We start from the raw sequence: 21,497 nt of genomic DNA on the forward strand, positions 1-21,497 counted from the left end.
GCGACGGCGGGTGCGGCGGCCCTCGCCTCAGCCCGCCAGGGCGAGCAGTTCCGCGTCGGCCGCGGCGCCGGTGCCGCGCGGCCGCGGCAAGGGCGCCGCGGAGCGGCAGCGGCGCAGCAGCGCCTCCACGAGCGCGGCGCGGCGCACGACCTCCGCCCCGGACAGGCTGCCCGGCAGGATGCGCACCTCCAGGGTGTCGCGGTCGGGGTCCTCCGCCAGGACCTTGGTGAGGTTCACGTCGAAGAACTTCGTCAGCCCCGTGGCCCGCGCGGCCTCCCGCAGCGCCGGCCAGCCGCCGCGTCCGGCCCAGGGCCGCTCCACGAGCTCCACGAGCGCGGTCGGCAGGGGCTGCAGGCGCGTGCAGGCGGGGTTCGTGGCGAGCACCCGCCGCAGCGGTCCGCGCCAGTGCGCGAACAGGCGGACCACGTTGCAGAACGCGCTCACGTCCCGGTAGGGGGAGCCGTCGAGGTGCAGGTGGACGGCGGCCTCGTGCGGCACCGTGAAACCCAGCTCCCGCGCGGGTTCCAGCAGTTCCTCCAGCGCCGCGAGGTGGTTCCCCACCAGCGGCGGGGTGACGATCTCGCAGGGCCGCTCGCGCTCGCCCGGCAGGGGGGCGGCGAGGGCGACGGTGGCGCCGGCGGAGTCGTTGAGCCGGCGGACGGGCCCGTGCACCTCGACGTCCACCCCGAACGCGGCGGCGACCGGGTCCAGGACGTGCGCGAGACCCACGGCCGGGTCCGCCAGGTGCTCGACGAGGCGCAGCAGCCGGGCGTCGTCGGACAGGACGCGGTACCAGCCGGGCACCGGCGGGGTCCGCGGTTCCAGGTCGGCGCGGATCGTGATGTCGTCGACGAGGGTGCACAGGGGTTCCCCGCCGCGCCGGTGGACGGCGAAACCCTTCGTCAGGTGCAGGAAGTGGCCCATGCCGGGCACGAGCGAGGGCTCGGCGTCGGCGTGGAAGACGGGGGTGTACGTCCCGCCGCAGCGCCGGGCGAGCTCCCCGGCGAGGGTCTCCCGGCTCGCGCCGCGCGGCGCGAGCAGCTCCAGCTCCACACCGGTGCGCTCGTGCAGGACGGAACCGTCCAGCACGAGCGCACCGGCCGCCGTGGGCTGGGTCACCTCTTCCCCGGCGCGGGGGTCCCGGTGCCGGGCACCTCGCCGAGCTCCTCCGGGGTCGGGTCGCCCTCCAGGAGGGGGGCGGGCACCTGGCCGAGCTCCTCGGGGGTGGGGTCGCCCTCGAGGTACGGCGCCGAACCGGCGGGGGCACCGCCCGGCGGGACGGGCGGGGTGGCCCCGTCGAGGATCATCCGGCCGGCCTTGACCTTGGCGTCGGAGGGGTCCTGGAGGTTCCACAACGCCGCCAGCTCCACGGCGTCGTCCCAGTCGTACCCCTTCTCGAAGAAGGCGTCCAGAGCCCGCTGGTCGTCCACGGGTGCCGCGGGGCTGCTGCCGGGTTCCACGGGCAGATCCACCCCGGCGAGGAGCTTGAGCCCGGCGATCGCCTTCACCGACGGCACGTACCCGACGTTCCACGCCTCGTCGAGCGCGACGGCGTCGTCGTAGGTGTGCTCGCTCTCCGCCCACGCCTGCAGCGCACCGGCCGGCAGGCCCTCGGCGTCCTCCGGCCGGCCCGGCCGGACCGGCAGCGCGGTGTCCGCCAGCAGCTTCTCGCCGGCCGCCACCTTCACGTCGGAGAGGAGGTTGCCGGCACGGGACGGCACCTCACCCACCCACAGCGCGGCCAGGTGGTGCGCGTCGGCGGAGGTGTAGCCCTCGTCGAAGAAGGCGTCGATCGCCCGCCCGACCGCCGGGTCGGTGGACCCGTCGCCCGGGTCGGAACCGGGCGCGGCGGGCTGCGCGACGTCCGGCAGGGTTCCGCCCGCCAGCAGGACGCCGCCGGCCTTCACCTTCGCGTCGACGGGCTGCGGCAACTGCCACAGCTCCTGCAGCGCCACCGCGTCGTCGTAGTCGTACCCGCTGTCCCAGAACGCGTTCATCGCCTTCTGGTCCGGGGTCTGGCCGTAGTCCTCCGGGGTGCTGCCCGGCGCCACGGGCAGCGCCATGCCGCGCAGCAGCTTCTGCCCCCCGACGGACTTCGCCTCGGCGGCGTCCGCGCTGTTCCACAGCTCGGCGAGCTTGAGGGCGTCGGCGTAGGTGTACCCCTCGGCGAAGAAGGCGTCGACGGCGCGCTGGTCGTACGCGGTGGGGACCGGAGCGGGCGCCGAGGTGATGGCCGGCTGGACCCGCTGCCGGTCGGTGCCGAACGCGCCGTTCGTGCTGAGCAGGAACGCGGCGCCCACGCCCGCGGCGAGGGTCGCGCCCCCGGCGGCGCGGGCGAGGCGGCGGCGCCGGCGGTGGCGCACCACGGTGCGCTCGATCCCGGCGAGCACCGAGGTGGTGTCGGGGGCCAGTTCCTCGGCCGCGGTGAACGCGCGGCGCAGGTCGTCGGCGGTGGAGGTCATCGCGCTTCTCCCACGGTGGTGAGGCGGGCAAGGGGCTCGGAGTCGACGCGCAGCGCCTTGAGGGCGCGGGAGGCGTGGCTCCGGACTGTCGCGGGGGCGCACTGGAGGAGATCGGCGATCTCCTCGTCCGAGCAGCCCTCGTAGTAGCGCAGGACGAGCACGGCGCGCTGCTTGCGGGGCAGGGTCGCCAGCCGGTTCCACAGGTCCTCGCGCAGGGCGTGGTCGTCGGCGTGGTCGCGGCCGGTGCCCCGGGCGTCGCCGAGGTCGGTGAGGCGCTCGGAGGCGGCGGTGATGTTGCGCACCGACCAGCGCCGGCGCCAGGACAGGTACTCGTTGAGCACCATGCGGCGTACGTAGTGCTCCGGGGAGTCCGAGGCGGCCACGGAGCGCCAGCGCACGTGGGCGCGGGCCATCACCTCCTGCACCACGTCCTGGGCCAGGTCGCGGTCCCCGGTGAGGGCGGCGGCGTAGCGCAGCAGCGCCGGCAACCGGGCGGTGGCGAATTCCTCGAAGGTCACGTCCTAGTAGACGCACGCCCGGGCCGTTCCGTGCAGTTCCCCCGGCAGGAGATCGCGACGGGACGTGCCTGTCACTCTGCGTTGCTCCGGTCGGGGGGAGGAGCCCCCCTGACGGGTCAACCGTGCACGCAGAGCGATGACGGGGGCGGGGTCGCTGCCTACGTTCGGGGAGTGCCCCGGCGTCGCAGGCCGCACGGGCACCCCCCGATCCCGCTCCCGGAGGAGTTCCATGCCCCGCTCCGCCACCCTCCCGGTGCCCGACGCGCCCGCGGCGCTGCGCCGGCCGCCCGCACCGGTGCGCGACCGCCGCCCGGCGACGGCCGCCCTCGCCGCGCTCCTCGTCGTCGGCGGCGGCCTGGGCAGCGCCCTCGTCGTGCACCGCAGCGGGGACCGCGTGGACGTCCTGGTGGCCCGCGACACCATCGAGCCCGGGCAGCGCGTCAGCGCCGAGGACTTCTCCGTGGCCCGTGTCGCCGCCGACACCGGCGGGGTCGTGCCCGCCGCCGCGCAGGCGAACTTCGTCGGCACCCACGCCACCGCGCGCATCCCCGCCGGCACCCTCGTCCACCGCGCGATGTTCCTCGCGGGTGGGGTGGTGCCCCCCGACGCGGTCGTCGTCGGCGCCGTGCTCGGCCCCACCCAGCGGCCCGCGGAGCAGCTCACCACCGGCGACGTCGTGCGCGTCTACCTCGTCGTGCAGGGCGACGCCGGCGGCACCCTCGGCGGCGCACCCGGCGAGGTGCTCCTGGAGGCCGCCCGCGTCGTGGCCGCCACCGCGGCGGGCCCGGCGGAGAACGCCACGGTGTCGCTGCTGGTGCCCGCCGCCGCCTCCGGGGAGGTCGTCTCCGCCGCGGCCGCGGGCCAGGTCGCCCTGGCCGAGCTGGCGGGGTCCACCCCGCCCGCCGTCGATCTGCTGCGGGGCTGAGCCGTGGCCCTGGTCTCGTTCTGCTCCGCCAAGGGCTCCCCGGGGGCCACCACCGCCGCGGCGCTCGTGGCGGCGCTGTGGCCCGCGCCGGTGCTCCTCGTCGACGCCGACCCCGCCGGCGGCGACCTGTCGCTGCGGCTGCCCGCCGCGGACGGGCGGCCCCTGGACCCCGAGCGCGGCGTCCTGCAGCTGCTGGCCGGGGCACGGCGCGGCCTGCGCCCCGACGCGCTGCTGGGCCAGGTGCAGACCGCCGCGGGCGGCACCGAGGTGCTGTGCGGGGTCCCCGGCCCCGAACAGGCCCACGCGGCGGCCGCGTCCTGGCCGGTGCTGGCCGACGCCTGCGCGGCCCTGGCCCGGCCCGGTCGCGCCGCCCGCCGGGACGTCGTCGTCGACGCCGGCCGCGTCCACGCCCGCTCCCCGCACCTGCCGCTGCTGCAGGCCTCCGACGTGGTCGTCCTGGTGTTCCGCCCCACCGTCTCCGGGACCGTGCAGGCCCGCGAGCGCCTCCGCGTCCTGGCCCCTCTGCTGTGCCCGTCGGCGGGCTCCGGACCGCGCCTGGCGCTGCTCGCGGTCGCCACGCCCGCCGAGTCCACCGCGCTCGCCGGTGCGGTCGCCACCGTGGGGCAGGGCGCCGGGCGCCTCGCGGACCTGGGCTGCCTCGCGTTCGACCCCCGGGGCGCGGCCGTCTTCGACGGCGCCGGGGTGCACCGCCCCGAGCGCACCCTCCTGGTGCGCTCGGGCCGGCCCGTCGTCTCCGCGCTCGCCGCCCTGGCCACCGGCCCGCGGCGCACCGGCGAGGCCCCCGCGGACACCGCCGGGCCCGGCGGCGCGCTGCGGGAGCCGCTGGCCGCGGGGGTGCCGCGGTGAGCGCCGCCGTCGACCACGTCCTCGTCCGCGCCCTGCGCACCCGGGTCGCCGAGCGCCTCAACGCCCAGCGGCGCCGCGACGACCTCGCCGGGCGCGCCCCCATGAGCGGGGAGGACGAGCGGCAGTTCGCGCGCTCCCTCGTCGTGCAGGTGCTGGAGGACCACGCCCGCGGTGAGATCGAGGCCGGGCGCACCCCGCCGGGCGCGGAGCAGGAGGAGGCGCTGGCCGCGGCCGTCAACGCGGCCCTGTTCGGCGTGGGCCGCCTGCAGCCGCTGCTGGAGGACCCCGACGTCGAGAACATCGACATCAACGGCTGCGACCGGGTGTTCGTCAGCTACGGCGACGGGCGGGAGGAGACCCACCCGCCCGTCGCGGACTCCGACGACGACCTCGTGGAGCTCGTGCAGATCCTCGCCGCGAACGTCGGTCTCACCTCCCGCCCGTTCGACTCCGCCAACCCCCAGCTCGACCTGCGCCTGCCCGACGGCTCGCGCCTGTCCGCCGTCATGGGCGTCTGCCAGCGCCCGGCGCTGAGCATCCGCCGCTCCCGCCTCGGTGCCGTGGGCCTGGCCGACCTCGTCGCGGGGGGCACCATGACCCCCGACCTGGCGCGGTTCCTGCGCGCGGCGGTGCTGGCCCGCAAGAACATCATGGTCGCCGGGTCCACGAACTCCGGGAAGACGACCCTGCTGCGGGCGCTGGCCAACGAGATCCCCGCGCACGAGCGCCTCATCACCGTCGAGCGCGCCCTGGAGCTGGGGCTCGACCAGTTCACCGACCTGCACCCCAACGTCATCGCGTTCGAGGAGCGGCTGGCGAACTCCGAGGGCGTCGGTGCGGTGACGATGGCGGAGCTGGTGCGGCGCTCGCTGCGCATGAACCCCAGCCGCGTCCTCGTCGGCGAGGTCCTCGGCGACGAGATCGTCACGATGCTGAACGCGATGAGCCAGGGCAACGACGGCTCGCTGTCCACCATCCACGCGAACTCCTCGCTGGAGGTGTTCAACCGCATCGCCACGTACGCGCTGCAGGCGGAGGAGCACCTGCCGGTGGAGGCGACGCACATGCTCATCGCCGGCGCCGTCGACCTCGTCGTGTTCCTGCGCAAGCGCACCACCGCCTCCCCGGGGGTGCGCCGCGTCGTGGAGAGCGTCCGCGAGGTCACCGGCATCGACGGCCGCGTGCTGTCCACCGAGGTGTTCGCCCTCGGCGCCGACGGGGTGGCGCGCGCGCACTCCCCGCTCAGCTGCGCCGACGAGCTCGCCGCCCACGGCTACGAGGCGCCCGTCGTGGCGCGGTGGTCGGCGTGAGCGGCGCGGGTCCGGCCACCGGGTTCGCGGCCGCACCGCCCGCGCTGCTGCCGGAGGCGCTGGCGGCCGCGCTGGTGGCCTCCCCGGCGCTGGCGGCCCTGCCGGGGGCGGTGCTCGGCGCGGGCCTGTTCGCCGCGGTCCTCGCCGTCACCGGCCTGCCGGCCCGCGACGCGGCCACGCCCCCCGCCCCGCGCCGGCGGCGCGGGACACCGTGGCGCCGGCGCTGGGTGCGCGCCGCCCTGGTGGGCCTGGCCGCCCTCGTGCTCACCCGCTGGGTGGTGGCCGGGGTGGGGCTGGGGCTGCTGGCGGCGAGCTGGGAGCGGCTCGTCGGGGGCGGTGCGGACGAGACCCGCGGCATCGCGCGGCTGGAGGCGCTGGCGAGCTGGACGGAGTCCCTGCGCGACACCATCGCCGGGGCCGTCGGCCTGGAGCAGGCGATCCCCGCGACCGCCGGCACCTCCGCGCCGGTGCTGCGCCCGTCGCTGAACCTGCTCGTGGACCGGCTGCGCGTGCGCGAGCCGCTGCCCGAGGCGCTGATGTCGTTCGCCGAGGACGTCGACGACGCCGCCGCGGACGTCGTGTGCTCCGCGCTGGTCCTCAACGCCCGGCTGCGCGGCCCCGGTCTGCGGGACGTGCTGACGGCGCTGGCGACCTCCACCCGCGAGGAGCTCGACATGCGCCGGCGCGTGGAGGCCTCCCGGCGCAGCATCCGCCGCAGCGTCCGCATCGTCCTGGTCCTCGTGCTGTCGGTGATGGGCGGCCTGGCGGTGTTCAACCGGCCCTACGTCGAGCCCTACGGCACCGTCACGGGACAGCTCGTCCTGGTCGCGGTGGGCGGCCTGCTGCTGGTGGGCCTGTGGTGGCTGCGGCGGCTGTCGGCGCCCGTGCGCGCCGGGCGCCTCCTCGTCGGCTCCACCCGGGCGCCGGTGGCGGAGGCCGCGGCGTGAGCGCGGCCGTCCTCGCCGGGGCCGCCGCCGGCCTCGGCTGCCACCTCCTGCTGCGCCTGCTGCTGCGCCCGCGTCCGCCGGTCGCGGTGCTCGTCTCCCGCCTCGACTCCGGGCGCCGCTCGATGCGCGGGGAGACCCTCAGCGAGGCCGAGGCCGCCCGCGGCCTCACCACCACCGCCCGCGGTGGCCTGGCGCGCCTGGCGGAGGTGCTGGAGACCCAGGCCGCCGAGCAGGGCTGGCAGCTGCGCCGCACCCGCCGGGACCTCGCGGTGCTGGGCCGCACCCTCGGCACGTTCCTCGCCACGAGGCTCGTCTGCGGTGTCGGGCTGTTCCTGCTCGTGCCGCTGTGCTGGGCGGGGTTGCGCGCCTCCGGGGTCCCCCTGCCCGGCGGGGTGCCGCTGCTGCTGGCCGCGGTCCTCGGCGCGGGCGGTGCGTTCCTGCCGGACCTGGCGCTGCGCGCCGAGGCCGAGCGGCGCCGCCGGGACCTGCGCCGGGTGGTGGGGGTGTTCCTGGACCTGGTCGCCATGAACCTCGCGGGGGGCCGGGGCCTGCCCGAGGCGCTCCTGGCGTCGGCGACCGTCAGCGAGCACTGGGCGCTGGTGCGGATCCGGCAGGCCCTCGCGAACGCCCGGCTGTTCGGCACCACCCCCTGGGAGGCCCTGGGGGAGCTGGGCCGGGAGGTCGGCGTGGAGGAGCTGGAGGACCTCGCCGGCGCCCTGTCCCTCGCGGCGGACGACGGCGCGAGGATCCGGGCCTCGCTGTCCGCGCGCGCCGCGACGATGCGCCGGCGGCAGATGTCGGAGTCGGAGGGCGAGGCGGGGGAGCGCTCGCAGTCGATGCTCGTGGCGCAGCTGCTGCTGTGCTCGGCGTTCCTGCTGTTCCTGGCCTACCCGGCGGCCGCCGGTCTGCTGGCCCAGACGTGAGGCACCTGCCGGAGGTGCTGCCCCGCAACGCCTCCCGCGGGGAGGGGCGGCACGAGAGCCCTCCGCACGGGAACCCCCCGCACGAGAACCGCCCGCACGGAGCCCGCGCCACCACGGTGCGGGCACGAGAACCCAGGAGAGACGACATGAGCCCGCACCTGATCGGCCGGCTGCTGCACACCGCCCGCCGGCGTTCCCGCGCCGCGCGCGCCCGCGGGGAGCGCGACCTCGGCGCCTCGGCGCTGGAGTTCGCGATCATCGCGGCGGTGGTCGTGGTGGCCGCCTCCGTGATCGGCGGGATCATCTACAACATCGTGCAGGCCAAGAGCGCCCAGCTGCAGACCTGCGCGAACCAGCCGATCGGCGCGGCCGCCTGCGGCACCGGTGCCGGCGCCGCGACCGGCGCGAGGCCCTGACCGACGTGCGGTCGGCGGCCCGGCGCGAGGAGGGCAGCGCCGCACTGGAACTGGCGTTCGTCGCCCCGGCCCTGCTGCTGCTCGTGTTCACCACCATCCAGGTGGGTCTGTGGTACTCCGGGCGCAGCGTCGCCCTGCAGGCCGCACGCGAGGGCGTCTCGCAGCTGCGCCTGGCCGGGACGGAGGCCCAGGCGGCGGCCCTGGAGCCGTTCGTGACCGAGCGGGTGCTGCGGTTCTCGCAGACGGTGGGCCGCGAGTCGCTGCTGGCCCCGGCCGCCACGGTGCGCTGGTTCGTGGTGCCCGAGGACGGCGGCAACGCCCGCGTGGAGGTCGTCGTCACCGGGCGGGTCGTCTCCCTCGTGCCGGGTCTGGACCTGCGCACCACGCAGCGCGCCCAGGGCGAGGTCGAGCGGTTCGAGGGGGCCGTGCCGTGACGCCCCGTGCCGTGACACCCCGAGCCCTGGTGTGCCGGGCCGCAGCGCGCCCCGACGCGGGCAGCCTGTCCCTGGAGGTCACCTTCCTCGCGCCGGGCCTGCTGCTGATGCTGCTGTTCCTCGTGGCGGCCGGGCGTTTCACCGACGTCAGCGGGGCGCTCGACGCGGGGGTGCGCGACGCCGCGCGGGCCGCCACGCAGGCGCGGTCGCTGACGGAGGCGCAGCAGCGCGCCCAGCGGGTCCTCGCCGACGCGGTGGGCACGGCCTCCCAGCGGTGCCGGGACACCCTGGCCGTGGAGCCGATCGCGACGTTCCGGCCCGGCGGCGCCGTGACGGTGAACGCCTCCTGCCGCTACCCGCTGGCGGACCTCGGCCTGCCGGGGGTGCCCGGGGAGCTGACGGTGCGCGGCACGTTCGCCAGCCCGCTGGACCCGAACCGGGAGGTGCGGTGAGCGGGTTCCGCCGGCACGCCGGCCCCGGCAGGGACGCCGGCTCGATCGCGGCGGCCGTCCCGGTCCTGGCGATGGTGCTGCTGCTGCTGGCCGGGCTCGTCCTCGACGGCGCCCGCCAGCTGGGCGCCCGCGCGCGCGCCGTGGCCTACGCGGAGGAGGCCGCCCGGGCGGGCGCGGCCGCCGTGGACCTGACCGTGGACGAGCTGCGCCTGCTGCCCGACGACGTCGTCGCCGAGCGGGTGCGCGGCTACTGCCGCGACGCGGTGGCGGGCGGTGCGCCCCTGACGGATGCGGAGCGGTGCTTCGTCGGGGTCGAACCCTGGCGCGGGGACGCCGCCCGCCGGCTCGTCGTGGTGACGCGCGTGGAGATCGCCGTACCCGCCGGACTGCTCGGGATCGTCGGGGTGCGCGAACTGCGCGCCAGCGGCGAGGGCAAGGCGCGGCCCTGGCAGGGCCTGGACGCCACGGACGTCCGGTGAGGAACGGGCGTGCGGTGCGGGACGGACGGGTGGACGTGAGAGGGGGAGCGGTGCAGAACTCCGGGACGACGCAGAACTCCGGAACGACGCAGAACTCCGGAACAACGCAGAACTCCGGAACGGCCCTGCGGCGGCGGGCGGCGGCCGTCGCCCTGCTCGGGCTGCTGTCGGCCGGTTGCGGCGCAGAGGGTTCGGACGTGGCGCCGCCACGTGCGCCCGTGCCCGCCGCCGGGCCCGCCACCGTGCCCGCCGCCGGGCCCGCCACCGGGCCCGCCACCCCCGCACCGGCTCCGGCCGGCGGTGCGGAGACCCCCGGGACCGCGGCGGAACCCGCGGCCGGTGCGCTGCCCGACGGGGGCGACCCGGCCGTCGCGGCGCTGCGCGCCTACCTGCGCGAGCAGGCCCGCGCCGTCAACGCCCGCGACGAGGCCGCCCCCGCCTTCCGCGCCACCCTCACCCCGGAGGCGCTGGACTGGGCGCTGCCGCTGCTGCGGGAGAACTTCGGCGACCTCATGCCCGGCCCCTACCCGGTGGGCGTCCTGGAGTCCGCCCGGCCCACCGCGGACTCGGCGGTGGTGCGGTTCTGCCTGCGCTCGCGCGGCTGGCAGGTGGACCGCGCGACGGGCTCGCCCGTCAACGCCCCCCGGCACACCACCGGGCACGCCGAGGTCCGCAGGGTCGGCGGGACGTGGCTCGTGGCGGACGTCGTCGACGACGGCGGCACCTGCGACGCCTCCGCCGTCGTGGAGGAGAGGTTCTGATGGCCCGCCCGCGTTCCGCGCGCTCCCTGCTGGCCGTGGTGCTGCTCGCCGCGACCGCCCTGTCCTGCCCACCCGCCGCCGCCCGCGAGGCCGGCGCCGGGCGCCCGGGGACCTCCGGCGCCCAGTACCGGGGCGCCGGCAGCTGCAGCATGTACGCCAGCGGAACCACCGGCAGGTTCGGGGCGCGGTGCCGGACGACGACGCGCTCCGTGAGCGACCCCGCGGAACTCCTGCGCGGTTCCCGGGTCCCGCCGTGCTGGCTGCTGCCCTGGCGGTTGCGCGGCGGGGACCCCACCCCCGAGGGTTTCCGGCCGCTGCCCTCCGACGAGCCGCCGAGGCTGGTGCCCGTGCTGCCGCCCGTCCCGCCGGTGCCGACGGTCCCGGTCCCCCCGCCGGGGAACGGTTCCGGACCGGCCGTGCCGGGCGCCGGTGTGCCCGGGGCGGTGGCCCCGGCCGCGGTGGCGACCGCACTCCCCACGGCCGCGCCGACCCCTGCGCTCCCGCCCGCCGCGCCCGCGGTCCCGGTTCCCGCTCCCCTCCCGGTCCCCACGCCGACGATGTCCCCGGAACCGCCGGAGGTGTACTGGAGGGTGTGCGTCACCGGGTTCACCGCGGACGGCCACCAGGACGGCGACGTCCAGTACGTGGACTCCAGCGAGACGGTCGTCTGGGACGCCGGGCACACCGTCTTCTGGTGGGACCTCGAACCCGGCCAGCAGGACTTCCTCGACCTGGTGGACGAGGAGGGCCGGATCCTCGAGGAGCCGACCCTGGACATCAGCCCCACGCAGCTCCCCCGCGTCCGGCAGGACGTCGCCTTCTCGGTCGGCGACGACGCCCCCGAGGAGGTCCGGCGCGGGACCCTCACCATGCGGGCCGTCGAGGAGAGGCTCGACGTCGACCCGGGCGAGCCGGGGCGGGCGGCGGTCTCCTGCACGGGTCGCGGCCGCGCACCCCGCGCGGGGGAGGAACCCGGCACCACGGGCCGGGAGGTGTGCTGGTTCCGGTACCGGCGCTCCTCCGTCGGCGAACCCGGCCGCGACTTCGCGGCCGACGCCACCGTGACGTGGCGCATCGAGTACCGGATCGGCGCCGGGCCGTGGCAGCTCTTCACGACCATCACGCGGTCCCAGCCCACCGGTGTGGCGGTCACCGAGGTGCAGACCCTGGTCGTGCCGTGAGCACCGCGCACACCCCCCGACACCCGCAGTTCCCCGACCTGGAGGCGGCAGCATGACCAGCGCCACCCGCAGCGCCACCCGCAGCGCCCCGGCGCCCTCCCGCCTGCCCGCGCCGGCACCGGTGCCCGGTCAGCGGCGCCGGGAGGTGCTGCACGGCCTCGCCTCGGCCGTCGTCCTGCTGGCCCTGCTCGCCGGGGTTCCCGCGGCCCTCGCGCTCCTCGTCGGCAACCCCCTCCCCACCACGGCACCCGGCCGGGAGTGGCTCGGCGCGGAGCTGTCCACCGGTGCCGTGGTCGACGTGCTCGCGGTGGCGCTGTGGCTGGCGTGGCTGCACTTCGCCGCGTGCGTCGGGGCGGAGTTCCGCGCCTGGCGCCACGGCGGCCCGGCCCGCACCGGCTGGGGCGGGGGCAGCCAGGCCCTCGCGCAGCGCCTCGTCGCCGGGGTGCTGCTGCTGAGCACCACGGTCGTCGTCGTGCCCTCGGCGGGCGCCCACCCGCTGCCCCCCGACCGCACCGTCGCCGCCGCCTCCGTCGCCGCGGGCACCACCGCCCTGCCGGCACCGGCCGCCGTCGCGGTGGAGCAGCCGGCTTCCGCGGCCGCACCCGTCGCGCAGGTCCCGGCCGCGTCCGCGCAGGCCACCAGGTGGTACGAGGTGCGACCGGCGAACGGCCGGCAGCACGACTGCCTGTGGGACATCGCCGAGCGCACCCTCGGGGACCCGCTGCGGTACAGGGAGATCTACGAGCTGAACCGGGACCGCGTGCAGGCCGACGGCCGGCGGATGGCCGACGCCGACCTGATCCGCGCCGGGTGGACCCTGCTGCTGCCCGCGGACGCCGCCGGTGAGGGCGTCGTCGAGCAGGTCGGCGTCCTCGGTGCCGATCCGGCCGAGGTTCCGCAGGTGACAGTTCCGCAGGCGGCGATCCCGCACGTGGAGGCCCCCCAGGCGGAAACCCCCCAGGCGGAGACCGCGCAGGCGGAAACCCCCCGGGCGGACATTCCGCAGGCGCAGACCCCGCAGCCTGCGGCACCGCAGCCCGCGGTCGTGCAGGCGGCATCCCCCCGGCCCGGGGCCGAGCCGCCCACTCCGCAGCCCGGCACGTCCGGGGTGGTCGCCGCCGACACCACGCGCGACGCGCCGGACACCGGCCCCGGGTGGGCGCCGACCTCCCCGGTCTCGTCCCCCGCCGCCGACCTCCCCACCGCCACCGTGGACCTGTCCGCGACCGGGGGCGGCCTCATCGGTGGCGGGGTGCTCGCCTCCGGCCTGTTCCTCGCCCTCGCGCGCCGCCGCGGCGCCTACGGGACGCCCGGCGCCGCGGAGGAGCGGCTGCGCGCGGGCGCCGACCCGGACCGCACGCGCTTCCTCCAGGAGGCCCTGCGCTCGCTCGCCGAGGCCTGCGAGGCCGACCGGGCGCCCCTGCCCCCGGCCGTCGCCGTGCGGCTGGGCGACTCCGAGCTGCACCTGCACCACCTCGGTGCCGCCTGCCCGCCGCCCTCGCCCTGGCGCGTGGACGAGCGCGTGCCCGGCGGGCGGGTGTGGACCGTGCGCCGCGAGGACCTGCCGGGATCCGCACCGGGGGCCGCACCGGGGGCCGCACCGGGGGCCGCACCGGGGGCCGCACCGGGGGCCGCACCGGGGGCCGCACCGGGGGCCGCACCGGGGGCCGCACCGGGGGCCGCCGCCCCGTACCCGGCGCTCGTGGAGGCCGGAGCCACCGCGGGCGGCGCGTCCGTCCTGCTGGACCTGACCGCCGCGGCCGGGGCCGTCGCCGTCGGCGGGGACCTCGACCGCGCCCGCGAGGTCGTCGCCTCGCTCGCGGTGCAGCTCGCCACCAACCCGTGGTCGCGGGGTGTGCGGATCTCCCTCGTCGGCTTCGCAGCCGACCTGGCCGCCGCCTGCGCGGCCGGCGGCGGCGACGTCCGGCCCGTCGCGTCCCTCGACGAGCTGCTCGCCGTGGAGCCGGCGGGAGCCCTCCCGCACGTCGCGGTGCTCTCCGGGCCGGCGACCGCCGCGCAGGTGGCGCGTGCGCGGCAGCTCGCGGCGCGGGAGCCGGGGTTCGTCCTGCTCTGCGTGGGGGACAGCTCCGAGGCGGCCTGGCGTCTCACCGCCGGCGAGGACGGGCGTGTCGACCTCGGTCTGCTCGGTGGCAGCGTGCGGGCCTCCCGGCTCGACGCGGCGTCCCTGGCGGCGCTCGGCGGTGCGTTCCGCCGCGCCGGCGCCTCCTGCCGGGAGGGGGAGCGCGACGCCCGCGCCGGCGCCCTCCTGCCCGGCGGGTCCGAGCTCGCGCCCGGTTCCGTCCCCGCCGGTGCGACGGCCGGCTGCACCCTGTCGCTGCTCGGCCCGGTGGTGCTGGACGCGCCCGGCCCGGTGGAGCCCGCCCGCCGGGACCTGCTCACCGAGCTGGTGACCGCGGTGGCCCTGCACCCCGGCGGCGCGCCGGAGACCGTCCTGCAGGCCGCGCTGTGGCCCCGCGGCGCCGGCGGGGGCGAGCTGCGCGACGCGGTCGGGGAGGCCGGCCGCTGGCTCGGCACCACGCCGGACGGCGCTCCCCGCCTGCACCTCACCGGCGACGGCACCGTCCGCCTGCACGACGTCGCCACGGACTGGGCGCGCTTCTGCAGGGCCGTGGAGGCCGCGGCCACGGCGACCCGCCCCCTGGAGGAGCTCACGAAGCTGCTGACGGCGCTGGACCTCGTCCGCGGTCCCGCCCTGGACGGTGACGGCACGCCCCGCTACGGCTGGCCGGCCGCCGCCGGGTTCGCCCGCGCCGCGCGCGCCGCGGGCACGGCGGTGGCGCTGCGCTCGGTGGAGCTCGCCACGGCCGCCGGCCTGCCCGAGACGACGGTGCGGATCCTCGACCACGGGCTGCGGCTGGCCCCGCAGTCCCAGCTGCTGTGGCGCGCGCTGCTCGGCACCCTGCGCGCGGGGCAGGGCGGTGCGCCCGCCGACCAGGACGCGGTGGCGGCCTGCGTCGCCCACCTGCACACCGCCCTCGCCGGTCAGGAGCTGGAGCCGGAGACCGAGAGCCTCGTCGCCGAGCTCCTGCCGCGGCGGGACCGCGGGGCCGCGGCGTGAGGGCCCCGGGGCCGTCGTGCCGGGGCACCCGCCCGGGGCACCTAAGCTGACGAGAGTGCGTATCGACCTGCACGCCCACTCCAGCGCCTCGGACGGGACGCAGCCACCGGCGGACGTCGTGGCCTCCGCAGCCGCCGAGGGGCTCGACGTCGTCGCCCTGACCGACCACGACACCACCTCCGGCTGGGCGGAGGCGACCGCCGCCGGGGAACGGCTGGGCGTGCGGGTGGTGCCCGGCACGGAGATCAGCTGCCGGGCCGACGGCGTGTCGGTGCACCTGCTGTCCTACCTGCACGACCCCGCCGCGCCCGCCCTCGCGGAGTCGATGCTGGACGGGCGCACCTCCCGGGTGCACCGCGCCCGGCTGATGACGGAGCGGCTCGGGCCGGAGACCGGCATCACCTGGGAGGACGTCCTGGCGCAGACCAGCGAGGGCGCGACGATCGGGCGCCCCCACATCGCCGACGCCCTCGTGGCCGCCGGGATCGTGCCGGACCGGCAGACGGCGTTCGAGACGTGGCTGAGCGCGCGGGGCAGGTTCTTCGTCCCGCACACCGCGCCCGACCCCGTCGAGGCCGTCGCCCTGGTGCGCGCCGCCGGTGGGGTGCCGGTGTTCGCGCACCCCATGGCCTCCGCGCGCGGATCCTGCGTCAGCGTCGCCGTCATCGAGGCGATGGCGGAGGCGGGGCTCGCGGGCCTGGAGGTGGAACACCGCGACCACGCCGACTCCGAGCGCCGGACCCTGCGGGACGTCGCGCGGCGCCTGGGGCTGTTCACCACGGGCTCCAGCGACTACCACGGCACGGGCAAGCCGAACCGGCTGGGGGAGAACACCACCGACCCCGAGGTGCTGGAGCGGCTGCTCGCGGCGGCGGTACCGGTGCCGCGCCCGTGAACTGGCAGCTCCTCGGGGAGACGTTCGTCACCCTGTTCGTCATCATGGACCCGCTGGGGACCGTGCCGATCTTCCTGGGGCTCACGTCGCGGCTGGCGGCGCACGAGCGCGCGCGGGCCGCCCGGCAGGCGGTGCTCGTGGCGTTCGGCGTGATCGTCGCCTTCGCCGTGTTCGGCCAGCGCATCCTGGACTACCTGCACGTCTCGCTGCCGGCGCTGCAGACGGCGGGCGGGCTGCTGCTGCTCCTGGTGGCGCTGGAGCTGCTGACGGGCAAGACGGACGAGCCGACGTCCACGGTGGGCGTCAACGTCGCGCTGGTGCCGCTGGGCACACCGCTGCTGGCCGGGCCGGGCGCGATCGTCGCCACCATGGTGTTCGTCCAGGGCGCCCGCGGCGCGGGGGACCTGCTGGCCGTGGCGGCCGGCATCGTGCTGGTGCACCTGGCCCTGTTCCTGAGCATGCGCTTCGCGGACGTGGTCCACCGGGTGCTCGGCGAGGGCGGGGTCATCCTCGTCACCCGCATCGCGGGTCTGCTGCTGTCCGCGATCGCGGTGCAGCTCGTGGCGGACGCCGTGCGGGTGTTCGTGACCGGCGGGGCCTGACCCGGCCGGACCGGTGGTGCGGGCCCGCTCGGGGCGTGGGGTCCCGGGTCGCCGGAGGGGCCGGGCTCAGTCGTCGGGGGTGTCGGTGACGAGCCTGAGGTGCCGCAGGGGCTGGCCGTCACGGGCCTCGCTCAGCGCGGTGCGCAGGGTCCGCAGCCCGACCGCCAGGGTGGCGCCGCGCAGCCCCGCCACCCCGCCCGGCTCGGGCACCCCGTACAGCTCCCGCGCCCAGCCGGGCAGCACCGCCACCGCGAGTCCCGCCACCGGCGCCCACGGGGGCAGCGCGGGACCGCGGCGGCCCGTGCCGGGGTCCCCGGCCAGCGCCAGGACGTGCTCGCGCCCCCCGGGAGGGCCCTGCAGCAGGGCGCGGCCCGCGTCCAGGCAGCCGTGCAGCTCCGCGGCCGTGGCCGGGACCTCGTCCGGCTCCAGGCCCAGCAGCAGGGCGGCGGTGAGCTGCTCGCCGACGTACGTGTCGGTGTCCGCCTCGCTCAGCTCCACCCCGGCGGCGCGGGCCACCAGCAGCCGTGACGTCACCGCCGCGCAGTGCCGCCACGCCAGCAGGTCCGGGTCGTCGCCGCGGAAGACGCGATCGCTCCCCGGGTCGTACCCGGCGACCATGCCCGCCTCGGCGCGCAGCCGCGCGGCGCACGTCAGGGCCGCCATGCGGCTGCCGTACGTGGTGGTGCCGAGCACCCGCGCGTCCCGCTCCAGGCGGTGCCACGTCCCGACCCCCTCCTCGGCGGCGGCCGCGGCCGCGACGGGGTGCAGGTCCTGCAGCAGGACCGCGACCAGACCGGCCAGGCCCGTCAGGGGATCGGCGTGCAGGCGCCAGCTGACGCTGCCGGGGCCGAAGAAGCCGGGGTCGGCCTCCTCCGCGCGGTTGCGGTGGTGACCGTCGGTGCCGTCGCGCCGGGTGCGCTGCTCCGGAGGTGCGGCCGCGCCGGCGGGACCGGTGAACACCGGCTCCGGGGGCAGCGACGCGACGCTCCGAAGAGGTCGCTCCGGGTTGCGGGGCACGTCCACAGGATTACCTCCTGCCCGGGAGATCGCAGCTCGAGCGCCCGGACGGGCGAGTCGCAGGTGCCTGCGCGGCCCCCGTCGCGGCGGGCGGCACCCTGCTCCCGCGGGGTGGGAGGAGGGAGCCGGTCCGCCGCGCGACGGGGGTCACGGGTGATCAGCCCTGATCCGCCGCGGGAGCGCCGGCGGGGGCGTCGGTGCTGCCGGCGCCGTCGGAGGCGTCGGCGCCGCGACGCGTCCGGGACCGCCGGCGACGCGGCTGGCCGCCCTCGGCGGGACCCGCGCCCTCCGCCGCGTCCCCGGCGGGCTCGCGGTCCGGGGCCTGCGGTGCGGAGGCCTGCGGTGCGGGGGCCTGCGGTGCGGAGGCGTCCGGTGCGGAGGCCTGCGGTGCGGAGGCGTCCGGGCCGTCCTCCACCGGCTGCCCGTTGCGCGTGCGGCGGCGCGTGCGGTTGCGCTGGCGGGCGGGAGCGCCCTCCTCCTGCGCGGGGCCGGTGGTGGGCACCTCCTCCGCGGGAGCGCCACGGCGGCCCTCACCGGCGCTGCGGCCCTCACCGCTGCTGCGGGTCTCTCCCGCGCCACGGCTCTGACCGCCTCCGCGGCCCTGGTCGCTCCCGCGGCCCTGACCGGCGCCGCGGCCCTTCGGGCGCGCACCCCGGCCCACCTCGCCGAGGTCCTCGACCTCCTCGGCCCCCAGCCCGGCCCGGGTGCGCTGGGTGCGCGGCAGGCGGCCCGTCGTCCCCGCCGGGATGCCCAGGTCCTCGAACAGGTGCGGGGACGTGGAGTAGGTCTCCACCGGCTCCCCGAACCCGAGGTCCAGGGCCCGGTCGATCTGGGCCCAGCGGTGCATGTCGTCCCAGTCCACGAACGTCACGGCGACACCGGTGTTCCCGGCCCGGCCGGTGCGCCCGGTGCGGTGCAGGTACGTCTTCTCGTCCTCGGGGCACTGGTAGTTCACGACGTGGGTGACGTCCTCCACGTCGATGCCGCGCGCCGCCACGTCGGTCGCCACGAGGACGTCCACCTTGCCGTTGCGGAACGCGCGCAGCGCCTGCTCCCGGGCGCCCTGGCCGAGGTCGCCGTGCAGGGATGCGGCGGCGAAACCCCTCTCCTGCAGCTGTTCCGCCACGTTCGCCGCGGTGCGCTTGGTCCGGCTGAACACGATGGTCAGCCCGCGGCCCTCCGCCTGCAGCAACCGGGCCAGCACCTCGATCTTGTCCATCGCGTGGGCGCGGAACACGAACTGGGTGATGGCCGCGACCGTCGCACCGTCGTCCGTGGGGTCCACCGCGCGGATGTGCGTCGGGTGGGTCATGTACGCGCGGGCCAGGGACACCACGGCGCCCGGCATCGTCGCGGAGAACAGCATCGTCTGCCGGGCCGGGGACGTCTGCGCGAGCAGTTTCTCCACGTCGGGCAGGAACCCCAGGTCCAGCATCTCGTCGGCCTCGTCGAGGACGACGCACCGCACGCGGGACAGGTCCAGGTGCTTCTGCTGCGCCAGGTCGAGCAGGCGGCCCGGGGTGCCGACCACGGCGTCGACACCCTTGCGCAGCGCCTCGATCTGCGGCTCGTAGGCACGCCCGCCGTAGACGGTGAGGATGCGGGTCTTGCGGATGCGGCTGGCGGTGGTGAGGTCGTGGGCGACCTGGACGGCGAGCTCGCGGGTGGGGACGATCACGAGGGCCTGGGGCTTGCCGGGGGCGGGCAGCGCCTCGTAGGCGGCCTCACCGGGCACGGCGGTGCGCTGCAGCAGCGGCACCCCGAAGCCGAGGGTCTTGCCGGTGCCGGTCTTGGCCTGGCCGATGATGTCGTGCCCGGACAGCGCCACGGGCAGCGTCATGGCCTGGATCGGGAACGGCTTGACGATGCCCGCCCCGGCGAGCGCCTCGGCGATCTCCGGGAGCACGCCGTGGTCGGCGAACGTCTCCTTCTGCGGGCGGTGCACCGTGAGGGCGCCGGCCTCGTCGGAGGCGGGGAGGGTGCTGTCGAGGTCGGTGGTGCTGGTGTCGGTCATGCGTCTCCGTACGTGGAGCGGCGCCCGCCTGGCCTCGCGCGCGGGACCCGACTGGGGTCCTCCGGCGCTGGGCGCGGGCCGCGTCGCGGCGGTCGGCAGCCGATCGTGACTGGCGACCGGGCAACCATGAACACCTTTCATGGTAGCCGTGGGTAGCGGCGGGCGGCGCCCGCCCGGGTCCGGCGTGCCCCCGGGCCGCTCCGGAGCGGACCGGCGAAGGCCCCTGCGGCATCGCCCCGGCGGACCCGGGAAGCCCGCCCACTAGCCTCTCGGGGTGACAGGTGACTTCACCCGAACGGCTCAGCAGGACGAGGGTGGGACGGCGGGCACGGCCCGGGAGGCTGTCCGGGACCTCTTCGGGGCGATGGCCTACGGCCAGCTCGTCGCCTTCTCGCAGCTCGCGGCGGACGCCCGTCGCGCGCCGACGCTGCGGGAGGGGCTGGGGCTCTCGCGCCTGGCGGCCTCCGAGCTGGCCAACGCCGAGCTCCTCCTCGCACGCCTGGAGGAGCTCGGTTTCGGCGCGGAGGAGGCGATGGAGCCGTTCACCGCCGCCGTCGACGACTTCCACGCCCGCACCACGCCCTCGGACTGGGCCGAGAGCCTCGTGAAGGCGTACGTGGGTGAGGGCATCGCGGGGGACTTCTTCTCCGAGATCAGCGCCTACGTGGACCCGGCCAGCCGTGAGCTGGTGCGACGGGTCGCCACGGGCACGGAGCGGACCGCGTTCGTCGTCGCGGCGGTCCGGAACGCGATCGAGCGCGAGCCGCGCCTGACGGGGCGGCTCGCGCTCTGGGGGCGCCGGCTCATGGGGGAGGCCCTGAGCCAGGCGCAGCGCGTCGCGGCGGACCGCGACGCGCTGTCCTCGTTGCTGGTGGGGGACGGCCGCTCACCGGGGGCCGATCTGCTGGAGGTGAGCCGCATGCTCACCCGCATCACCGAGGCCCACACCCACCGGATGGGGTCCCTCGGGCTGGAGTCCTGAGGGACCGGCGCCCCGCGTCCGCGGGGCGCCGGACCGCGTCAGTGGTGGGTCAGGGCGCGGTTGCGACGGCCGGCGGTGCCGCCGACGATCGCGACGCCGACCGTCGCGAGGACGACCTGCAGCAGGATCGGGACGATGCCGCCGCGGAAGCCGAGGGCGTGGGCGATGAAGCCGCCGATGAAGGCCGCCACGATGCCGACCACGATGGTCAGGACCCAGCCCATGTTCTGGCGACCGGGGGCGATGGCGCGGCCGATGACGCCGAGGATGGCGCCGACGATGATCGCAGAGATGATTCCGCCGATGGTCACGTGTGCCTCCGAGCTGTCGGGCCGGGCTTCGGGGTGAAGCGCCGGCGTGATCCGAATTCCCCGAGAGCGTGGCATGCAAACAACAGCCCCGCCACACGAGAAGTCTTGTGGCGGGGCCCCTGCGAGTGGTAACGAATCCGTCTCGGGAAACCGGTGTGCGACAGCCTCAGGCGAGCGTGAAGCCCACCTGGCGCACCTCCGAGGCCCCGATGTCGATGTAACCGATCGTGCGGCCGGGAACGATGACCTCGCGGCCCTTCACGTCCTTCAGGCGCAGCGTCCCGCCGTCCGCCAGGGCGGCCGTCACGGCCTGGGCGACCTCGTCGGCCGTCTGGGACGACTCGATCACCAGCTCTCGCGCCACGTCCTGCACTCCGATGCGAACTTCCACCACGGGTCCTCTCGAGGAGTCGGGCAGTGCCGGCGCCGCACGGCACCCGCACAGGGCTGTGATCGAGGTTAGTGCTCCCCGCCTCCCCGGGGGCGGGGGGTTCGCCCGCAGCGGAGCGCGGGACGCCGCTCCGGTGGGCGGACACGGGCGGGGACACGGGCGGGGACACGGGCGGGGACACGGGCGGGGACACGGGCGGTGCTGCGATGCTTCGCCGCATGAGGGAATCCGTGCGCGCCTCCACCCCGGGCCCCGGCCCCGCGCGGACCCACCGGGCCGCAGCCGCGGCGGTGCTGGCGCTCGCCGTCGCAGCGGCCGGTGGGTGCACGTCCGCGGGGGAGGAGGTCGTGTTCGGTGAGCGGGGTCCGGCCACCTCCACCACCCCGGCACCCGCTCCCACCACGCCGGCACCCGCTCCCACCACGCCCACCCCGACGCCCCCGGCCCCGACGCCCCCGGCTCCGACGCCCCCGGCCCCGACGGGCACGGCGCCGGTGCCCGCGCCCTCCGGCACGTCCGGGCCGGAGGCTC

General features: G+C 77.4%; 22 protein-coding genes. 15 read left to right on the top strand and 7 right to left on the bottom strand.

What is annotated here, in order from left to right; all coding sequences use genetic code 11:
• Positions 1 to 27 precede the first annotated feature (27 nt).
• Genes ACYQBY_RS05170 through ACYQBY_RS05180 form a run of 3 tightly spaced genes read right to left on the bottom strand, consistent with a single transcriptional unit; the run spans position 28 to position 2,980 of the window.
• On the bottom strand, positions 28 to 1,119 hold the full coding sequence (locus ACYQBY_RS05170) for an amidoligase family protein (protein ID WP_459642756.1): 1,092 nt from the start codon (positions 1,117 to 1,119) through the stop codon (positions 28 to 30).
• The gene (locus tag ACYQBY_RS05175) at positions 1,116 to 2,462 is read right to left on the bottom strand and encodes a hypothetical protein (protein WP_459642757.1); all 1,347 of its coding nucleotides are present in this window, start codon (positions 2,460 to 2,462) and stop codon (positions 1,116 to 1,118) included. Before ACYQBY_RS05175 ends, ACYQBY_RS05170 begins: the two co-directional genes overlap by 4 nt.
• The gene (locus ACYQBY_RS05180) at positions 2,459 to 2,980 is read right to left on the bottom strand and encodes a SigE family RNA polymerase sigma factor (RefSeq protein WP_459642758.1); all 522 of its coding nucleotides are present in this window, start codon (positions 2,978 to 2,980) and stop codon (positions 2,459 to 2,461) included. The genes ACYQBY_RS05175 and ACYQBY_RS05180 overlap by 4 nt, the downstream gene beginning before the upstream one ends.
• A 229-nt stretch (positions 2,981 to 3,209) precedes the next feature.
• Here ACYQBY_RS05180 and ACYQBY_RS05185 point away from each other — a divergent pair, with 229 nt between their 5' ends.
• The 14 genes from ACYQBY_RS05185 (at position 3,210) to ACYQBY_RS05250 (ending at position 16,251) form a co-directional block, all read left to right on the top strand.
• Positions 3,210 to 3,905: an SAF domain-containing protein gene (locus ACYQBY_RS05185; RefSeq protein ID WP_459642759.1), complete on the top strand. Its 696-nt coding sequence runs from the start codon at positions 3,210 to 3,212 to the stop codon at positions 3,903 to 3,905.
• A gap of 3 nt (positions 3,906 to 3,908) precedes the next feature.
• Positions 3,909 to 4,772, top strand: coding sequence for a hypothetical protein (locus ACYQBY_RS05190; RefSeq protein WP_459642760.1), 864 nt, complete (start codon positions 3,909 to 3,911; stop codon positions 4,770 to 4,772).
• A complete protein-coding gene (locus tag ACYQBY_RS05195; RefSeq protein WP_459642761.1) occupies positions 4,769 to 6,082 on the top strand; it encodes a CpaF family protein in 1,314 nt (437 codons plus the stop codon). The genes ACYQBY_RS05190 and ACYQBY_RS05195 overlap by 4 nt, the downstream gene beginning before the upstream one ends.
• Entirely contained in the window at positions 6,079 to 7,029 is a 951-nt protein-coding gene (locus ACYQBY_RS05200; RefSeq protein WP_459642762.1) for a type II secretion system F family protein, read from the top strand. Before ACYQBY_RS05195 ends, ACYQBY_RS05200 begins: the two co-directional genes overlap by 4 nt.
• The gene (locus ACYQBY_RS05205; RefSeq protein WP_459642763.1) at positions 7,026 to 7,952 is read left to right on the top strand and encodes a type II secretion system F family protein; all 927 of its coding nucleotides are present in this window, start codon (positions 7,026 to 7,028) and stop codon (positions 7,950 to 7,952) included. The genes ACYQBY_RS05200 and ACYQBY_RS05205 overlap by 4 nt, the downstream gene beginning before the upstream one ends.
• Before the next feature lie 146 nt (positions 7,953 to 8,098).
• The gene (locus tag ACYQBY_RS05210; protein ID WP_459642764.1) at positions 8,099 to 8,368 is read left to right on the top strand and encodes a hypothetical protein; all 270 of its coding nucleotides are present in this window, start codon (positions 8,099 to 8,101) and stop codon (positions 8,366 to 8,368) included.
• 5 nt (positions 8,369 to 8,373) lie between these two features.
• Positions 8,374 to 8,802, top strand: coding sequence for a TadE/TadG family type IV pilus assembly protein (locus ACYQBY_RS05215; RefSeq protein WP_459642765.1), 429 nt, complete (start codon positions 8,374 to 8,376; stop codon positions 8,800 to 8,802).
• 11 nt (positions 8,803 to 8,813) lie between these two features.
• The gene (locus ACYQBY_RS05220) at positions 8,814 to 9,254 is read left to right on the top strand and encodes a TadE/TadG family type IV pilus assembly protein (RefSeq protein ID WP_459642766.1); all 441 of its coding nucleotides are present in this window, start codon (positions 8,814 to 8,816) and stop codon (positions 9,252 to 9,254) included.
• On the top strand, positions 9,251 to 9,733 hold the full coding sequence (locus ACYQBY_RS05225; RefSeq protein ID WP_459642767.1) for a pilus assembly protein TadG-related protein: 483 nt from the start codon (positions 9,251 to 9,253) through the stop codon (positions 9,731 to 9,733). Before ACYQBY_RS05220 ends, ACYQBY_RS05225 begins: the two co-directional genes overlap by 4 nt.
• A gap of 50 nt (positions 9,734 to 9,783) precedes the next feature.
• Complete coding sequence (locus ACYQBY_RS05230; RefSeq protein ID WP_459642768.1) at positions 9,784 to 10,494, top strand: hypothetical protein; 711 nt, start codon at positions 9,784 to 9,786, stop codon at positions 10,492 to 10,494.
• Positions 10,494 to 11,675: a hypothetical protein gene (locus ACYQBY_RS05235; protein WP_459642769.1), complete on the top strand. Its 1,182-nt coding sequence runs from the start codon at positions 10,494 to 10,496 to the stop codon at positions 11,673 to 11,675. Before ACYQBY_RS05230 ends, ACYQBY_RS05235 begins: the two co-directional genes overlap by 1 nt.
• 52 nt (positions 11,676 to 11,727) lie before the next feature.
• Positions 11,728 to 14,754 (top strand): LysM peptidoglycan-binding domain-containing protein, encoded by a 3,027-nt coding sequence (locus ACYQBY_RS05240; RefSeq protein WP_459642770.1) that lies wholly within the window; start codon positions 11,728 to 11,730, stop codon positions 14,752 to 14,754.
• Between the two features lie 55 nt (positions 14,755 to 14,809).
• Complete coding sequence (locus ACYQBY_RS05245) at positions 14,810 to 15,649, top strand: PHP domain-containing protein (protein WP_459642771.1); 840 nt, start codon at positions 14,810 to 14,812, stop codon at positions 15,647 to 15,649.
• Positions 15,646 to 16,251 (top strand): MarC family protein, encoded by a 606-nt coding sequence (locus tag ACYQBY_RS05250; protein ID WP_459642772.1) that lies wholly within the window; start codon positions 15,646 to 15,648, stop codon positions 16,249 to 16,251. The genes ACYQBY_RS05245 and ACYQBY_RS05250 overlap by 4 nt, the downstream gene beginning before the upstream one ends.
• Positions 16,252 to 16,317: 66 nt before the next feature.
• Here the strand turns inward: ACYQBY_RS05250 and ACYQBY_RS05255 are convergent, their stop codons facing one another.
• Both ACYQBY_RS05255 and ACYQBY_RS05260 read right to left on the bottom strand, forming a co-directional pair.
• On the bottom strand, positions 16,318 to 17,274 hold the full coding sequence (locus ACYQBY_RS05255; RefSeq protein ID WP_459642773.1) for an oxygenase MpaB family protein: 957 nt from the start codon (positions 17,272 to 17,274) through the stop codon (positions 16,318 to 16,320).
• Positions 17,275 to 17,425: 151 nt separating this feature from the next.
• A complete protein-coding gene (locus tag ACYQBY_RS05260; RefSeq protein ID WP_459642774.1) occupies positions 17,426 to 19,282 on the bottom strand; it encodes a DEAD/DEAH box helicase in 1,857 nt (618 codons plus the stop codon).
• A 274-nt stretch (positions 19,283 to 19,556) separates the two neighbouring features.
• Between ACYQBY_RS05260 and ACYQBY_RS05265 the strand changes: the two genes are divergently transcribed.
• On the top strand, positions 19,557 to 20,264 hold the full coding sequence (locus ACYQBY_RS05265) for a ferritin-like fold-containing protein (RefSeq protein WP_459642775.1): 708 nt from the start codon (positions 19,557 to 19,559) through the stop codon (positions 20,262 to 20,264).
• 38 nt (positions 20,265 to 20,302) lie between these two features.
• On the opposite strand, the gene ACYQBY_RS05270 is transcribed toward ACYQBY_RS05265, so the two are convergent.
• Together ACYQBY_RS05270 and ACYQBY_RS05275 are read right to left on the bottom strand one after the other, a co-directional pair.
• Positions 20,303 to 20,575 carry a GlsB/YeaQ/YmgE family stress response membrane protein gene (locus ACYQBY_RS05270; protein WP_459642776.1) on the bottom strand — a complete coding sequence of 91 codons (273 nt, stop codon included), beginning with the start codon at positions 20,573 to 20,575 and terminating at the stop codon, positions 20,303 to 20,305.
• A gap of 166 nt (positions 20,576 to 20,741) precedes the next feature.
• A complete protein-coding gene (locus ACYQBY_RS05275; RefSeq protein WP_459642777.1) occupies positions 20,742 to 20,966 on the bottom strand; it encodes a DUF3107 domain-containing protein in 225 nt (74 codons plus the stop codon).
• Positions 20,967 to 21,497 lie beyond the last annotated feature (531 nt).

Source organism: Kineococcus anabasis, from assembly GCF_054590795.1.

What these genes read in the sequence shown, in the direction of transcription:
- ACYQBY_RS05175 (WP_459642757.1), bottom strand. Translation starts at nt 2,462, where the DNA reads ATGACCTCCACCGCCGACGACCTGCGCCGCGCGTTCACCGCGGCCGAG.
- ACYQBY_RS05235 (WP_459642769.1), top strand. Translation starts at nt 10,494, where the DNA reads ATGGCCCGCCCGCGTTCCGCGCGCTCCCTGCTGGCCGTGGTGCTGCTC.
- ACYQBY_RS05185 (WP_459642759.1), top strand. Translation starts at nt 3,210, where the DNA reads ATGCCCCGCTCCGCCACCCTCCCGGTGCCCGACGCGCCCGCGGCGCTG.
- ACYQBY_RS05210 (WP_459642764.1), top strand. Translation starts at nt 8,099, where the DNA reads ATGAGCCCGCACCTGATCGGCCGGCTGCTGCACACCGCCCGCCGGCGT.
- ACYQBY_RS05240 (WP_459642770.1), top strand. Translation starts at nt 11,728, where the DNA reads ATGACCAGCGCCACCCGCAGCGCCACCCGCAGCGCCCCGGCGCCCTCC.
- ACYQBY_RS05260 (WP_459642774.1), bottom strand. Translation starts at nt 19,282, where the DNA reads ATGACCGACACCAGCACCACCGACCTCGACAGCACCCTCCCCGCCTCC.